We start from the raw sequence: 15,521 nt of genomic DNA on the forward strand, positions 1-15,521 counted from the left end.
GACGATGTAAAGACAGTGAAATGAACGATTTCGTAAACAGCGCCCAAATGAAGAACCGTATCAGCCAACTCGAAGCTGACGGTGTTGATGTGCTCATTCTGGGCGCAGGCATCAATGGCGCGGGTCTCTATCGCGATCTGAGTGAACAGGGCGTGAGCTGCTTGATCGTTGATAAGGGCGATTTTGGTTCCGGCACGAGTGCTGCCCCGTCACGCCTCATTCACGGGGGTCTCAAATATCTCGAAACCGGTGAATTCGGTCTGGTTGCTCAATCGACGGTCGAGCGTAATATCCTGTTGAAAAATGCGCCGCATAATGTCCAGCCGCTGCCGACCTTTATTCCGGTTTTCTCGTGGACCAAGGGCATTACCGCTGCACTCAGGACTTTGTTTGGCTCAACCACCGCTCCACGCAGCCGTGGCGCTGTGCTGATCAAAATCGGTCTCGGGCTTTACGATTATTTTGGTGCGCGTGAACGCGTTATGCCAAAGCATAGTTTTCTCTTCAAGAAGAGTGCCTTGAAGGAAATGCCCTATATGACCACGTCTATCGTTGGGGGTGGCATTTATTATGATGCATGGGTCAGCAAACCGGAACGTCTGGTTTATGAGCTTGTTAGCGACGGCTTGAAGGCCAATCCGCAAAGTGCGGCAGCCAATTTTACCTCTATTGTTGCGGCCAGCGACGGCGCAGTCAGCTTTGAAGGACCGGAAGGCATTGCTTTCACGGTGAAGCCAAAGATCGTCATCAATGCCGCTGGTCCGTGGATCGATCATGTCAACGCGGCGCTTGGCAAAGAAACCAAGATGATCGGCGGCACCAAGGGGTCGCATATCCTGATCGATCACCCGGAACTGGTCAAAAGTCTCAAGGGCCGCATGATCTATTTTGAGGCGGATGATGGTCGTATCTGCCTTGTCTATGATTATCATGGTCTGGCGCTGGTCGGTTCGACGGATATTCCGGCAAACAATCCGGATGAGGTTTTCGCGGAAGACAAGGAAATCGATTACTTCATCGAAAGCCTGCGTTCGCTGCTGCCAAAGCTGAAGTTCGATCGCAGCCAGATCGTCTACACATATAGCGGCATTCGCCCGCTGCCTGCCTCCAATGCGTCGGAACCGGGTCTCATCAGCCGCGATCATTCCGCGCCGGTTATTGAGCCGGATGCAGGCCGTCCTTTCGCGATCATTTCGCTGGTTGGCGGCAAGTGGACGACCTTCCGCGGCTTTGCCGAAGAAGTAGCAGATACTGTACTCAAACGTTTTGGCCGCGGGCGTCTCAAATCAACCCGCACTCTGACGATTGGTGGCGGCAAGGATTACCCGGCAGATGGTAGTGCGCGATCTGCATGGGTGGCGAAGCACGCCAATGAAACCGGGCTTGCAGCCGAACGCGTCGAGACACTTTTGCAGCGCTACGGCACGACTGCCTTGCCGATCATTCAGGACGAAGCCAAAGTTGGCGTTACACTTCTGCCTGACACAGACAGCATAAGCCGTGCGGAAATTGCGTGGATTGCGCGCAATGAGCTGGTCGTTCATCTCTCCGATGTAGTATTGCGACGCACGACGCTGGCGATTGATGGCGCGCTGTCGAATGCCAATCTGATCGCAATTGCTGATATCCTTGGCGTTGAATTTGGCTGGGATGCTGCACGCAAGGCGCAGGAGCTAGAGCTTGTTATTGCTGAGCTTTCAAAACGCCACGGCATGAAGCTTGGCGAGAAGCCAGCGAAACGCCGCTAGAGCAGGGTGCATGTCTTTGTCCGGAAACCGGTTCCCACTTTTGGGAAACATGCTTTAAAACATTCAAGTCAAATTGATAAACGCCGGTCATTTGATCGGCGTTTTGCTATTTCTTTGCAAGGTCACGACGCTATCTTACGCGCTGACAGGAGAACGCTATGGAAATCAAAAGAAATGGATCGACACCATCCGGTGTTGGCCCTGCAGACTGGTTTACGGGCAAGGTTCGCATTGATCCGTTATTTTCGCCCAATGATGCACGGCGTGCTGCCGCAGCAACAGTTACATTTGAGCCGGGTGCCCGCACTGCCTGGCACACGCATCCGCTCGGACAAACGCTGATTGTTACTTCTGGATTAGGCCTGGTGCAGCGCGAAGGCGGTCCGATTGAGGAAATTCGACCCGGCGATGTTGTCTGGTTTGAACCGGGTGAAAAGCATTGGCACGGCGCGTCGCCACAAAATGCGATGAGCCATATCGCAACGCAGGAACAGCTCGACGGCAAGGTTGTCGACTGGATGGAGCATGTGACGGACGCTCAATATCCGAGTGTCTAAATGAACAAACGGGCCATTGGCCCGTTTTTTAGATCGCGCCCGACTGCACGCCATAGGGCGGCAATGATATAATCTTGCTGCCTGCAACCACCACGTCCTGTTGATGCGATGTGATATTGACCAGCCAGACCTTCTCTTCCACCGCCATTGCCAGAACGTCGGATGGGCGCGAAGATTGGCACGGCTTGAAGTTTTTCCCGGCAAGTTGTGCAAGCACTTTTACAGCATTGAACAAAGGGCGCTTGCCGCCAGCAACTGTCGGTTCGTTTTCGCCCGCAACAAGCCCGAACGGGCCGGTGAGGGCGGAGAGTGTCAGGCTATCGAGGCCAGCATTCAGCACAGATATGGCATATGCCATTGCAAAGCTTTCCGCGAATTTTCCATTATGGCGCGGATCGCGATTGGCCATGGCGATACGTTTGCCATACGGGTTTTCCATCGTCCGGCTTCCATAGGGATTCTGACGCATGGGGATGGTGGACGGCCCGATGCGATAGGGTTTGTCGCCATAAATAGCGCGCACCGAACGCGTGATGAAAGGCAGCGCCTCTAGTGTCTGCATGACGCTCAGGTCGTCGGCTGCATGGACAATCGGATTGGTGCAGTGGGTGACAAAATCAATAAGCTCACCCGGAACACGCTTGCGATTTAGCTCAGTGAAATAGCTCAGCATTCCCCCGCCGAGACGCACATTGGGAAATGCTGCTCTCGCTGCCGCATAAACATCTTCAAGCGGCGGGCAGGGCGGCCATTCGCTGCCGGGAGGTGTTGACTGCCGATCTATAGCCGGTGAAACAATGACCGCATCTGGGGTAAAGCCAGCCGCTTTCATGTCTGCTGCAATCTCGTTCATTTCCTCGATCAGAGACTTTGCACAAGGCAATGCAATTTCAAGCGAAACGCGCCCTTCATGTCGAGCTGCAAGAGCTGCAAAGTAGATGAAAGCTGATCCATCGTGTCCGGCCAAAGGATCGTAATGAAATAACAAATCCTGCGGGGCTATTTCCTGAAGTAGCTCTGTTGCAGCTAAACTGGCCTTGGCTTCTTTTGGCGTGATGATGATGCCGATATTTGGCATCCTGCCGCTTAGGTCGCCGAGCGTGATGCTCACCGGCTCCGCATTCGTGCCCGCTTGTGACGCTGCTTTGCGTGTATCGCGAATACTGAGCACGATGCGCTGATGCTGAGGCTTGGAGGCTTCGATCTGGTAAGGCCATGGCAAAGCCAGCGGACGCACATAGGTCTTGTAAGATGCATCAGACCAGTTGCGCTGGTCTTCCATCTCAAAAGTATCGCCTTCCATACGGCACTCGGCTGAAACGCCGGAGATAACCTCATGGGTGATAGCGCGCATGTCCATAAGAGGCTGCCATGGCTCGATCAGGTCGGGCAAATGGGTTTCGTTGAGCGTTCCATCGACGTACTCGACGCTAACAGGCGAGCCTGCCACGCCGACGATTGGATGCAGAATGCAGAAGCCGCAACGGTTGGTTTCAAAGCCTGTCGCTGTATTCGCTACGGCATCAAAAGTGAGCGTACCGCCAATCTCTGCCTGAATGCGAACATCAATGGTGAGTTGGGTCGCATCCGGTCCTTCGCAACGTGCCTGATAGGTGACGATAAAGCCGCTGTCGTTTTGCTCAACATTCAGATCATGGATTTCCGGGTTGTAGGTTCCCCAGTCTCGATCCCGCACCAGATAGGAAACAGCGCGCAGAACCTCGACGCCATCACATTTGATGGTTCGTAGATTGCCATCGCTCAGATCAACCGAAAGCAAACCTGCCTTGAGATGCTGAGGCGGGGTTTCAGCTTCACGAGTGCCATAAAGCAGGAAGGGATCGGCACTGTTCATTTTAGCAATGCCGTCACATCAACACGATTACCGCTGGCCGCACTGTCATAGGCGGCTTCGACAAGCGCGAAAGTCTTGAGATTATCCGCACCCGATGTCGAGGTTTCTTCGCGAGTTTCCAGCTTGTCCACCCAATGCTGCTGAATGGCAAAAACGCTTTCCTGAATATTGTGCCATGGACGTGAGGCCCATGAGAGCAGTTTTGGCGAAACATCGGAAACTGTGGTGCCAGAAGGGGTAATCACCTCAAGGCGATAGCCCCGATAAAGACGGATCGAGCCATCGGTGCCATCAATTTCAATGAGCGTTTCCGGGAAAGGATCGGTTTCGAGCTTGGTGGCATAGCTTACGTCGACAATGGAGGTAGCACCATTTTCATGATCCATAAGAATGGTCGCTACGTCCTCGCCCTTGATTTTCGGGTTGACGCGCTTGGTGCGTGCAACAAGGCTGGTCACATCACCCAGAATAAAGCGCGCAATATCAAGCGTATGAATGCCTAAGTCTTCAATGATGAAACGTTCACCCTCTGCAAGATAAGGCTGGCCAGAAAACACGTCGAAGCCGGAGCGGAAGGAGAAACGTCCCCAGAATGGCGTGCCGATGACACCACTGTCGAGTGCCTTACGCACTGCCTGAATAGGCGTCTGCCAGCGGAAGTTTTCATGCACCATAAGCGGAATACCTGCTTCATCGCAGACCTTCACCATGGCCTTTGCATCATCAAGCGTTTTGGCAAAGGGCTTCTGGCAGATTGCTGGCACCTTGTGCGCAGCCGCAAGTTCTACCAGCACACGATGGCTTGAAACCGTGGTGGCGATATCGACAAAATCGATGCCACCATCCGCAAACAGCGCCTCCGCATCCGTGTAGCGGCGTTCGATCCCAAACTGGTCGCCGACAATCTTCAACCGCTCAGCATCGCGGTCGCAGATTGCCACGATCTTGGCACCCGAAACGTCATTCCATGCATGCATCTGGTTGATTGCGAAGAAACCGCAGCCGATCAGAGCGCCATTCAATTCTGCCATTTTTAACCCGCTTTTGCCATTTGCATGAGTGTAACGCGCTGCTGGAGGCGGCGCTGTGCCTGATCGACCACCACGGCAATGATGATGACAAGGCCCTTGATGACCATCTGCCAGAAGGACGATACGCCCATCATGACCAGACCGTCGGAGAGAATACCAATGACGAATGCACCGATGATTGTGCCGCCAATGGTGCCGCGTCCGCCTGACATCGAAGTGCCGCCGAGAACGGCTGCTGCAATGGCGTTCAGCTCGAAGGAGTTGCCAGTTGCCGGATGCGATGACATCAGTTCGGACGAGATGATAAGCCCGGCGATTGCAGCACAGAAGCCCGAAAACATATAAACGAACATCTTTACGCGGTCGACGCGGATACCCGACATGCGTGCCGCACGTTCATTGCCGCCGACTGCGAAAATCTGGCGACCAAGCGGCGTGTATCGCGCGATATAGGCCGCGGCCAAAGCGACGACGATCAGAATCCAGATCGATACCGGAAGACCGAGAATGCTACCCGATCCGAGGAACGCGAAGCCGGTTGTGCCCAGGTCTTCGCGGCCTACAAGGTTCGGGAAGGTCTGGCCGTCCGAGGATAAAAGTGCCAGGCCGCGCGCCACATACAAGGTGCCGAGTGTCGCGATGAACGGCGCGACATTCAATTTGGTGATCAATAGCCCGTTTATGAAGCCAACCGCGACACCAACGGCCAGTGTGATCAGCGATATTTCGATGATGTTGAAATAGATCGTATAGCCGACACCAAGGTCAACGCCATAGATCAGCAGGCCACCGGCAACCATACCGCAAAGCCCGACGATGGAGCCCACCGAGAGATCGATGCCGCCCGTGATGATGACGAAGGTCATGCCCATCGCAAGGAATGCGTTAAGGGCTACGTGCTTCGACATCAAGATCAGGTTGGCGGCAGAAAGGAAATTTGGCGCTGCGAACGAGAAGAAGATAAACACAGCGAAAAGCGCGATGAAGGTTCTCAGTTTCATCAGCGTCAGCAGGGCCGAGCCGCTGTTAAAGGTTGAGTCAGTGGCCGCCGCCGTTGTGTTGGCTGTCATGACGCGAGTTCCCTTGTTTGTTTGTTGTGGTCGTTGTCATGCGTATGTCCGTGGCCTTTGGCCGAAGCGGCAACGATGTCGGCTTCCGTCGCTTTATCGCGGTCGAATATGGCAATCAGCTTCCCATTGCTGAGCACCGCGATGCGATCGGAGAGCGCCATGACTTCTTCCAGATCAGAGGTTGAAAAAAGAATGGAAAGACCCTCGGCGGCAAGCCTGCGCATGGTGCGGAAGACGTCCGCCTTTGCGCCCACATCAATGCCGCGCGATGGCTCGTCCATCAGGAGAACTTTTGGATTGGTCATCAGCGCCTTGCCGATGACGACCTTCTGCTGGTTGCCACCTGACATTGAAGTGACTTCAAAATCCGGGTTGGGTGCCTTGATCGAAAGGTCCTTGATGGCTTCCTGAATGGCCTGCTTTTCACGCTTTGGCGTGATGTGGAAGAAGCGGGCCAGACGGTCGAGGCTTGCCAGTGTCAGATTGCTGGCAATCGACAATATCTGCACCAGACCTTCGCGCTGACGGTCTTCCGGAATGAGCGCAAGACCGCGCCGGATACGACGGGTGGTGTCGCGCTCCTTCACTTGCTCGCCATCAATATAGATCTTACCAGTGGAATGCCCATGCTGGCCCATCACGCATTCGAAGAACTCGGAGCGCCCCGCGCCCATCAGGCCGTAAATGCCCAAAACTTCGCCTGCGCGCACACTCAGCGATACATCATCGACTGCCAATCCGCCGGTTGGGCGGGGTAGGGTGATGTTTTCAGCACGAAACCGCTCTGCACCGATCTTGTGGGTCACAGGCTTTGCAAAATCCTTGGCATCGGAGCCAATCATCGAACGCACAATCCATTGCGTATCGATATTCTTGATCTCTTCCTGCCCGGTGATTTTTCCATCACGCAAAACGGTGATGTAATCGCCGATCCGCATCAGTTCTTCGAGACGATGCGAAATATAGACGATTGCGACGCCCTGACTTTTCAGCTCGGCAATCACCTTGAAAAGAATGTCGACTTCGGCTGCAGAAAGTGCGGATGTTGGCTCGTCCATGATGACGATGCGTGCATCGAGCGAAATGGCTTTGGCGATTTCGACTAGTTGCTGCTGACCAATCGGCAAATCGGCGACAAGCGTATTTGCACTGATGCCTGCATCGAGTCGGTCGAGGTATTCGTTGGCTTTTACAACCTGCGCCTTGTGGTCGATACCGCGCAACCCGCGCATGATTTCGCGTGTGGCAAAGATATTCTCTGCCACCGACATGTTTGAAAACAGGTTCAGTTCTTGAAAGATCATCGCAATACCGCGCTTTTGCGCGTCGGCTGGACTGTCGAATGACACTTCCTCTCCATCGAGAATAATCTTCCCCATGGTTGGGCGTTCAACGCCAGCGATGATTTTCATCAGCGTGGATTTGCCAGCACCGTTTTCACCGACAAGCACATTGACCGAGCCGCGACGCAATTCGAGATTGGCACGCTTGACCGCGACAATGCCCGAGTAAACCTTGGAAACATCCTCAAGCTTGAGGACGATATCGTCCTTTGGGTTCATTTCCGTCTCCATCGATTATTTCTCCAAAGAGATGGAAACTGGCGTGACAAGAGGAAGCTGTCCCTTCGATGGCAACGGGAAAGCACCTTCGGCTTTCACCTTCATGCCAACCAGATCTTCGCGCGGAAGCTTTGAAAGAACATCGTCATTGACGCGGGTGTTGAACGCCTTGCCAAACTGAGCCCAGTCGATCTGATTGCGAAACTCGTTGAAGTTCACAAAGGAGAGGCTGTCGCGGATTGCGCTGCCGCGAACCGTCGGCCCGATCTGCACACGTGCATCGGCCTTGCCATCGCCATTGCTGTCGACATCAACATATGCTGCGCGCGATTTCGTTTCGGCGGCGACCACAGTGCCTTCAAGCTTGGCTGCAAAAGTCCAGGGGGCATTGCCCTGCTTTTCGCGATGGCCGTATTTTGCTCCAGCGGCATCCGCATCTGCGTTTGCTGCCTGCATCACTTCATCAAGCGTTGCAGTTTTCGGGGCAAAAAACGGCTTAACTTTTGAGTCCCAGATGTCGGCAACCGAACGATCGGGATTGAAATTATCGCCGCGTGCTTCTGCGGCTTCTTCTGCTGTCGGAGTCTTGATGATTTTGCAGCCCGAAAGCGCGACACCGCAGGCCAGCAGGATAATGGAAGCTGACTTCAGCACTGACATGAATTTATCCTTGGTATTAGGAACATATGGGGAGCGCTAACATTTGTCGGCGCTCCCGATGTCGCAAGCCTTGGGAGTTAGTCCTTCAAAGCGAAGGTTTCGAGCTTGTCTGCATTGTCAGGATTGATGAGGACGCAGTCCATCAGCTGCTTTTCTTCAGCAGGACCCTTACCGGTCTTGATGTATTCGTCAGCCTGTACGACAGCCATCTGTGCTTGAGCGTAAGCTGGCTGAAGAACAGTAGCCTTGATACCGCCTGCCTTGATGGAGTCACGAACATCATTTGAGCCGTCAAAGCCGACAACGATTACGTCCTTGCGACCCGCAGCTTCAAGCGCTGCCCATGCGCCCATGGCCATGGTGTCGTTTCCGGAAATCACGCCCTTGATATCAGGGTTTGCCTGCAGAATGCTCTGCATCTTGGTGAAAGCTTCAGTCTGGCTCCAGTTGGCAGACTGCTGCGCAACCATCTTCATGTCTGGATATTCGTCGATGACGTCGTGATAGCCCTTGGAGCGGGTGCCAGCATTGAGATCGGATTCGCGACCAAGCAGCTCGACATAATTGCCGGCTTCGCCCATCAGCTTGACGAATTCTTCAGCGCCGAGCTGAGCGCCCTGATAGTTGTTCGAAACGATCTGCGAAACAGCAACACCCGAGGCATTGATTTCACGGTCGATCAGGAACGAAGGGATCTTCGCGTCCTTGGCCTTCTGAACGGCCGCAATCGATGCTTCCGAACCGGCATTGTCGAGGATGATCGCCTTTGCGCCACGGCCGATGGCCGTATCGACAAGCTGCGACTGCTTGGTCGCGTCGTCATCATGCTGAAGGATCAGCGTATCGTAGCCAAGCTCCTTGGCCTTGGCTTCCGCGCCGACAGCTTCGGCTTTATAGAATGGATTGTCATGCGATGGTGTGATGATCGCGATAAGATCGGCAGCCCAGGCTGGCATGACAACGCTGCCTGCCAATGTTGCCGAGACGGCTGCAATCGCAAAACCGCGCGCAATTTTCCTGCGTGTAAACTTCATGTAGACCTCCCAATAAGCCCCGTTTCCCAAAAGGGCGGTAAGTGGGGAGGGCTTGCGCCCTCCCAAGTGACGTCACGTAATGCGACGGATGCTTTCTGCGATTTCTTCCGGTTCGAAAACGTTCTTCCAGTCATCGCGCATCAGCGCAGGAATGCCGAATTCGATTGCCTTGTTGCAGGCATCGGAGAATACGCCCTGAACTTCGCCAAAAATGACGGCGCCGAGAACATTCATGTGGCCAAGCAGGAAGTCGCGAGCAGCTTCTTCAGGAACGCCGCGACGAACGCTTTCGTCCATGGCCTGCTTCATGACGACCAGAAGCGAAGCGCAAACGGTTTCCGAAAGGCCCGGCTCGAGGATTGCGAGCTGCTCGACGGTTACGCGGTGCGAACGCATGACAGGTGCCCAGATGACCTTGGCGATTTCTTCACCAAGCGCATAGGCTTCTTCTGGACCCTGCATCAGAGCTGAAACGATGTGCTGCTTGGCAAACAGACCGCCGAAATGGTCCTTCTTTGCCTGCATGTCTGTTTCGTCGTTGAAGATCGGCGGATGGCAAGGATGCGTCACGAAATAGGTAAGGTCTGCGCGCTCTGGCAGATGACCGGCGAATGGCGCAGCTGCGTCGAGCGCAATAACCATTGTGCCTGGCTTCAGCTTGTCAACGATGCCTGCAGCAACCTTGCCGATGATGGTATCCGGCACAGCCAGAATGACGACTTCAGCGCCTTCGAGACCTGCATCAGCATCGATGGTGTCGATGCCGAGGTCGTTCTTCAGGCGTGCCTTGCCTGCGTCGCTGACTTCGATGTGACGTACGTCAAAGCGTGAACCCTTGAGGTTCTTGGCCAGACGGTAGCCCATCTTGCCGCCCGCTCCAAACAAAGCGATAGCTGTCATGATTGTAGTTCCTTCCCAGACTTTTGGTAGCTCAACTGGTATAACCAGTCAATGAGTATTCCAGATTCAAGCGGTCGACCCGTCGCGAATCTGACTGAAGTAACCGTCAGAACCGACCTGGCCGCCCTTGAGGGCAACCTGCAGGCCGTTGGTGGCGGCGTGAGCGCCGTGTGCCGTGCAAAGCGGCGACCCCGGAGTTTGTGGAAGCGGCAAAAGCGTGGTGAGTGCATCAACATGCAATTCACGCAATGCGTGGCTGGAAGTGTCGCCGCCTGCAATGACTGCGCGGGTAAGACTTTCGCGCTCAACAAGGCTGCGGAGGATGAAGCCGAGGCTGCGCGCCAGCTGGTGGCGGCTGCCTGCGATCTTATCAATTTCTGTGCCGCGATCAGCCGACGGGCCAAGGGCGGTGTTGAGGATCACACTGTTGCCCTGCTTGAGCGCCTTCTGGCCTTCAGCAATGGCAGCTTCGATTGCCTGATTGCCGTTTTCGCCCAAAAGATCGAGCGGGTTGAGATCAATGCCGGTAAAGCCCGATGCGGTCGCGTGGCGGATCTGGCGTTCGGTGGTTGGCGACACGCTGCCTGAAACGACCGCAATGCGGTCAGCCTTGCCTGGAAGCGGAAACTCTTTTTTCGCACCGATCAGTCCGGCCTTGGCCCAAGCGGCCAGAAGCGCATATTCAACGCCGGACGAACCAGCGACAAACCAGCCTTCACGGGCACGCAAACGCCAGAGCTGTTCGCCTGCGTGCAACTGGCTTTCATGGCTATCAACGTCGAGGAGCAACATGCCGTCAGCATCTTTGACAATCGCGTTTACATGTTCATTCGCATCGGCTGCTGAAAGCGCTACGAGATCAGCAAGCACAGTTTTAAGCGCTGTCTGCTGAGCCAGATGCACGCGCAGGTCTGCTTCATGCATAGGCGTGACCGGATGGCGGCTCATGACGGGATGACGGTCGATGCGATAGGTTTCGCCCTGATAGGCGGCGAACAAATTTCCGAAAGATGTGTAACGCTTGAGCTGCGGCGCACCGACAACCAACGGCACATAGGCCTGATTGAAGATTGCTTTGCCGATTTCAACTGCCTTGCCGATATTGCCGACATGCGGTGCCGAATCGAATGTCGAGCAGACCTTGTAATGGGCAATCGCCGCATTGAGGCTTTTCAGCCAGTCGAATGCGGGCGTGAGGTGTTCCTGCATCCATTCCGGCGTTTCGCTGCGGCTGGTGCCTGCAAGGCCGATGGCTTTGCAGTGCGAAAAGCGTGCAAGCAGTGCCTCATCCGGCACATTCATAAACAGAACAGTGTCGACTCCATTGGAAGCAAGTGCCTCCATGACATCAGTCGAGCCGGTGAGGTCGTCACCGTAATAGGACAATAGCAATTCGTTGGAGGCCTGTGACATTACTCGCCACCTTTCCCGAATTTTGCGAGCGAGGCTGCAAGTTCAGGGTGATCTGCCGCATATGTTTCAAGCGGGATACCAGCGACTGCTGCTTCCCATGCCTGCTGCACGGCGCGAACACCAGCAGCCGGGCCACCCGGATGGCTGACAATGCCGCCACCGCACAGATAAAGCAGGTCCGTGGTGCGGCCTGTACGTTCATAGGTTTCAGGCGCCTGTCCGCCCCACTGACCGGAACCGGCAACGGGAAGCGGGCAATCGGCAGGCGTGAACAATGGCGTGCTGACAGCCTTGAACGAATTGACGAAGCTTTCGTCCGGCTCCCAATATTTCACACGAATGCCGTTGATCTGGAACTGATCGACACCGAGCAGGCGCCAGAACTGCTGATAGACGCGGAAATCCATACCAGCACCTGGATTGCGGGTCAGGACGTCCCAGCCATTGCGGTGGGCGTGGAGCACGAGGCCTGAGCGCTTGCGCAGGAAGCTCATGCCGCCAAAGCCAACCGAATTGATGTTGACCACGGCGCAATTGCCGCCAGCTTTCAATACCATGTCATGGTTGCGCATCATGACATCGGGATCGGCATGGGAGATGCCAAAGGCATACATGACCTTTTTGCCGGTCTTCTGCTCGTGATCAAGAATGCGCGGCATGATCGCTTCAATGCGCTCTTTGAGCGGCGAATAGGCCGGGCTCATCAGTTTTTCATCGTCCTTGATGAAATCAACACCAGATTCGATCAATTCGCCGACGAGTTCTGCGGTCTCATGCGGACGCAAACCAAGGGCTGGCTTGACGATGGTGCCGATGATCGGGCGCTTTTCAACGCCGGTGAGGCGACGGCTTCCGGCAATCCCGAACTGTGGTCCGGGATGGGCTGTACGAAATGCATCCGGCAGCTTCATATCGACAACGCGAATGCCGGTCATGCCCTTGATCGAGTAAACGCCGCCAACGGCAATCGTCATCAGCGCTGCAAGGTCGGTGCCGATAGCATCAAGCGGAAAGGCAATATCGACATCGGCGCGCTTGATCGGCCCGTGACCGGATTCAAGCTCTGGCCAAGCAGGCACGCTCGCATCTTCAAGCGGACGAATTTCCAGTACGCGCGCTGCGACGCGCGCCTTCAGCTCTTCTGTTTCTCCGGGAACGGCGACGAAAGTACCGGTCGACTGATCGCTCGCGATCTTGGCTGCCATCTGTTCGATGCTGCCGGTGGTCTCAATGCGATAGGTCAAACAGATGTTCATCGGAATTGTCGTCACTCACTGTTTTTGCTGCGCCTGAGACATGTGCATAGTTGATAAGCGCATGGTGTTTGAGTACCAACTGGTATAATGAGTATTCCAATATCTGCAAGTGGAAAATTGTTAGCCCAGTCACGAGAGCGTGGGTAACGGCTTTCCTCGAGGCATTTGAACATGCATAAGAGAGAAAAGCTCATGAGCAGTGAGATGCAATGACCCAACCAATCGAACCCATCATTCGCCGCAAACTGTCCGACGAAGTTTTCGACCGGCTCGAAAACATGATTACGTCCGGTGAATTGACGCCGGGCGACGAAATGCCGTCCGAGCGTGTTCTGATGGAGCGTTTTGGCGTCGGACGTCCCGCGATCCGCGAGGCGATGCAGTCACTTGCCAAGATGGGACTGGTCAATATCTCGCATGGTGAGCGCGCCAAGGTTTTGAAACTGACTGCCCGTTCGATCTTGCAGCAAGTCGACCCGACGGCGAAGATCATGCTGGCGCAATCCCTGGATACGCTGGAGCATCTCAAAAGCGCGCGTATTTTCTTCGAGCGCGGTATTGCCCGTGAAGCAGCGCAGAAGGCCAGCGAACAAGACGTTGCGGACCTTCGCGCAATCGTGGAGCGCCAGCGGGAATCGCTGGGTGATGCCGATGCGTTCATTTCCGCCGATATGGAATTTCATATTCGGATCGCGAAAATTTCTGGCAATCCGATCTTCGTTGGCGTCAGTGAAGCGATGCTCGCCTGGCTGCGTGAATATCACACGCATATGCTGATCTGGACGGGTAAAGAAAAATACACACTCGTCGAGCACGAAGAAATTATCGAGATGCTTGCCGCTAAAAACTCGGACGGTGCAGAAGCTGCGATGCTGCACCATCTCGAGCGTTCGCGCGCGCTTTATACGAAGTAATAGGCTTTACAATGGTTCCAATTAAGACTGTATCGTTGGAACCGCTGCAGCTATTTGTTTTTACGCATTATCCTACTCAAAACCGCTTCGCACTTTTTGCTGCAAATGCTTTAAGTTTTAGTTCTCAGGGATGTTCTCTCTGAAGATCACCTGAACGCGTGGCGGCTGTGGGTCGAATGATTGGCCTTTGATGCTGCTGATAAGTGCCACCAGTGCTTCACGCGCTTCAACGCGCGGGTTCTGATCAATGACAGCATCCATGGTGCCATTCAGCAGCAGGCGTTTGGTGCTTTCGGTCAGTTCATGCCCAATGAATATAACTGAATCCGATTTACCGGAATCCATCAAAGCCTGACCGATGCCCTGATTGCCAGCGCCTAGATTATATATGCCTGCAAGGTCCGGGTGGCGCTCGAGCACCGCGATAGTCTCAGTATAAGCCTTCTCGCGACTGTCTTCGATCTCTTTCAATTCAACGATATTTAGGTGCGGAAACTCTTCCGCCATCACGCGCCGAAAGCCCATCTCGCGCTCTTCATGCCCGCGATAGGAAAGCGATCCGGCGAATAACGCGACCTTGCTTCCTGCCGCGCGCCCCAAAAACCTGCCAAGGATATAGCCGCCAAGCCGGCCTGCTGCGCGATTGTCGATGCCAATATAGCCAACGCGTGGCACATGTAGAATGTCTGACGCAATCGTTACGATATGCGCACCGGATTCAGCGAGCGCACGCATGGCTTCACGCACTGTCGGGTGATCCAGCGCAATCACGCCAACGCCTTGCGCCTGTCCCTTGAGGCTTTCCAGCGCCTGCGCCAGCGTATCCGGGTTGAAGCCTTCAACACTATGGATGGTCAGGTCAATTTCAGGCTTCAGCGCGGCTTGCCTGACAATCTGATCGCGCAGATTGGCGATGAAGGTGTTGGTTCCTGCAGGCAATACGAAGTCCAGCTTCATCCGCTCAGTGGGTGCTGCATTGCGAGGCGCGCTGCCGGGAAAGTAGCCAAGATTGCGTGCGGCTTGGAGCACGATTTCTCGCGTGCGCTCTTTCACGCCCTCGCGATTGTTGAGAACACGGTCAACGGTCGCACTTGATACACCGGCAGCCTTGGCAATGTCGCTCAATGTTGATCGCAAATCCCGTCCCTCACAGAAATGATGTAAAATGATGTATTTCGATTTGAAAATGATGCAAGTCTTATGCGTCATCGGATGGGTGTTTTCCTCATCAATTCCCGTCGATGTATCCGAAATACATCAAAATACATCATTTTATGCCAAATGCAGTTGGGCTCCTCAGTAGATCAGGCGTTTGTGGCGATAAAAGATGCAAAATGATGTAAAATGATTTTATATGATGTTGACACTCAGGCGAATTGCCTTCATCAATCCTCACCATATCAATGGAGGTTGATATTTCTCATCGAGGGAAGCGGTATTTTCCCTGCTTTTTGGCAAGGATTGACTGCTTCAAACAGCGCGCTGGTCTCAGCGTGGCGATGGGAAACTGATAGCGGGAGG

Annotated in this window: 13 protein-coding genes; 3 read left to right on the plus strand and 10 right to left on the minus strand. The window is 54.5% G+C overall.

Going from position 1 to position 15,521, the window contains the following annotated elements; genetic code table 11:
• Positions 1–20: 20 nt before the first annotated feature.
• Entirely contained in the window at positions 21–1,748 is a 1,728-nt protein-coding gene (locus OIV19_RS13205) for a glycerol-3-phosphate dehydrogenase/oxidase (RefSeq protein WP_498831047.1), read from the plus strand.
• 158 nt (positions 1,749–1,906) lie between these two features.
• Entirely contained in the window at positions 1,907–2,305 is a 399-nt protein-coding gene (locus tag OIV19_RS13210) for a (R)-mandelonitrile lyase (protein ID WP_264231918.1), read from the plus strand.
• Positions 2,306–2,333: 28 nt separating this feature from the next.
• On the opposite strand, the gene apnL is transcribed toward OIV19_RS13210, so the two are convergent.
• From apnL to oiaX, 9 genes are all read right to left on the minus strand, one after another.
• Positions 2,334–4,160: a D-apionate lactonase gene (gene apnL, locus OIV19_RS13215; protein WP_264231919.1), complete on the minus strand. Its 1,827-nt coding sequence runs from the start codon at positions 4,158–4,160 to the stop codon at positions 2,334–2,336.
• Complete coding sequence (locus tag OIV19_RS13220; protein ID WP_264231920.1) at positions 4,157–5,191, minus strand: Gfo/Idh/MocA family protein; 1,035 nt, start codon at positions 5,189–5,191, stop codon at positions 4,157–4,159. Before OIV19_RS13220 ends, apnL begins: the two co-directional genes overlap by 4 nt.
• A 2-nt stretch (positions 5,192–5,193) precedes the next feature.
• Positions 5,194–6,261 (minus strand): ABC transporter permease, encoded by a 1,068-nt coding sequence (locus tag OIV19_RS13225; protein WP_264231921.1) that lies wholly within the window; start codon positions 6,259–6,261, stop codon positions 5,194–5,196.
• Positions 6,258–7,835: a sugar ABC transporter ATP-binding protein gene (locus OIV19_RS13230; protein WP_264231922.1), complete on the minus strand. Its 1,578-nt coding sequence runs from the start codon at positions 7,833–7,835 to the stop codon at positions 6,258–6,260. Before OIV19_RS13230 ends, OIV19_RS13225 begins: the two co-directional genes overlap by 4 nt.
• A 3-nt stretch (positions 7,836–7,838) precedes the next feature.
• The gene (locus OIV19_RS13235) at positions 7,839–8,483 is read right to left on the minus strand and encodes a DUF2291 family protein (RefSeq protein ID WP_140022612.1); all 645 of its coding nucleotides are present in this window, start codon (positions 8,481–8,483) and stop codon (positions 7,839–7,841) included.
• 77 nt (positions 8,484–8,560) lie between these two features.
• Positions 8,561–9,517: a D-ribose ABC transporter substrate-binding protein gene (locus OIV19_RS13240; RefSeq protein ID WP_007878322.1), complete on the minus strand. Its 957-nt coding sequence runs from the start codon at positions 9,515–9,517 to the stop codon at positions 8,561–8,563.
• Positions 9,518–9,589: 72 nt separating this feature from the next.
• On the minus strand, positions 9,590–10,417 hold the full coding sequence (locus tag OIV19_RS13245) for a phosphogluconate dehydrogenase C-terminal domain-containing protein (RefSeq protein ID WP_140022610.1): 828 nt from the start codon (positions 10,415–10,417) through the stop codon (positions 9,590–9,592).
• A 66-nt stretch (positions 10,418–10,483) separates the two neighbouring features.
• Positions 10,484–11,830: a four-carbon acid sugar kinase family protein gene (locus OIV19_RS13250; protein WP_264231923.1), complete on the minus strand. Its 1,347-nt coding sequence runs from the start codon at positions 11,828–11,830 to the stop codon at positions 10,484–10,486.
• Positions 11,830–13,086, minus strand: a complete 1,257-nt coding sequence (gene oiaX / locus OIV19_RS13255; protein ID WP_151092648.1) for a 3-oxo-isoapionate-4-phosphate decarboxylase OiaX — start codon at positions 13,084–13,086, stop codon at positions 11,830–11,832. The genes OIV19_RS13250 and oiaX overlap by 1 nt, the downstream gene beginning before the upstream one ends.
• A 209-nt stretch (positions 13,087–13,295) precedes the next feature.
• Here oiaX and OIV19_RS13260 point away from each other — a divergent pair, with 209 nt between their 5' ends.
• Entirely contained in the window at positions 13,296–14,000 is a 705-nt protein-coding gene (locus OIV19_RS13260) for a transcriptional regulator NanR (protein WP_264231924.1), read from the plus strand.
• A 117-nt stretch (positions 14,001–14,117) separates the two neighbouring features.
• Here the strand turns inward: OIV19_RS13260 and OIV19_RS13265 are convergent, their stop codons facing one another.
• Positions 14,118–15,137, minus strand: a complete 1,020-nt coding sequence (locus tag OIV19_RS13265) for a LacI family DNA-binding transcriptional regulator (RefSeq protein ID WP_264231961.1) — start codon at positions 15,135–15,137, stop codon at positions 14,118–14,120.
• Between the last annotated feature and the right edge of the window lie 384 nt (positions 15,138–15,521).

The sequence above is a fragment of the Brucella sp. HL-2 genome (assembly GCF_025846885.2).
GTDB lineage: Bacteria > Pseudomonadota > Alphaproteobacteria > Rhizobiales > Rhizobiaceae > Brucella > Brucella quorumnocens.

Bases quoted from the DNA above. Each gene is read 5' to 3' on its own strand.
- OIV19_RS13235 (WP_140022612.1), bottom strand. From the start codon at position 8,483: ATGTCAGTGCTGAAGTCAGCTTCCATTATCCTGCTGGCCTGCGGTGTC.
- apnL (WP_264231919.1), bottom strand. From the start codon at position 4,160: ATGAACAGTGCCGATCCCTTCCTGCTTTATGGCACTCGTGAAGCTGAA.
- OIV19_RS13205 (WP_498831047.1), top strand. From the start codon at position 21: ATGAACGATTTCGTAAACAGCGCCCAAATGAAGAACCGTATCAGCCAA.
- OIV19_RS13210 (WP_264231918.1), top strand. From the start codon at position 1,907: ATGGAAATCAAAAGAAATGGATCGACACCATCCGGTGTTGGCCCTGCA.
- OIV19_RS13220 (WP_264231920.1), bottom strand. From the start codon at position 5,191: ATGGCAGAATTGAATGGCGCTCTGATCGGCTGCGGTTTCTTCGCAATC.
- OIV19_RS13230 (WP_264231922.1), bottom strand. From the start codon at position 7,835: ATGGAGACGGAAATGAACCCAAAGGACGATATCGTCCTCAAGCTTGAG.
- OIV19_RS13245 (WP_140022610.1), bottom strand. From the start codon at position 10,417: ATGACAGCTATCGCTTTGTTTGGAGCGGGCGGCAAGATGGGCTACCGT.
- OIV19_RS13225 (WP_264231921.1), bottom strand. From the start codon at position 6,261: ATGACAGCCAACACAACGGCGGCGGCCACTGACTCAACCTTTAACAGC.
- OIV19_RS13240 (WP_007878322.1), bottom strand. From the start codon at position 9,517: ATGAAGTTTACACGCAGGAAAATTGCGCGCGGTTTTGCGATTGCAGCC.
- OIV19_RS13250 (WP_264231923.1), bottom strand. From the start codon at position 11,830: ATGTCACAGGCCTCCAACGAATTGCTATTGTCCTATTACGGTGACGAC.
- OIV19_RS13260 (WP_264231924.1), top strand. From the start codon at position 13,296: ATGACCCAACCAATCGAACCCATCATTCGCCGCAAACTGTCCGACGAA.
- oiaX (WP_151092648.1), bottom strand. From the start codon at position 13,086: ATGAACATCTGTTTGACCTATCGCATTGAGACCACCGGCAGCATCGAA.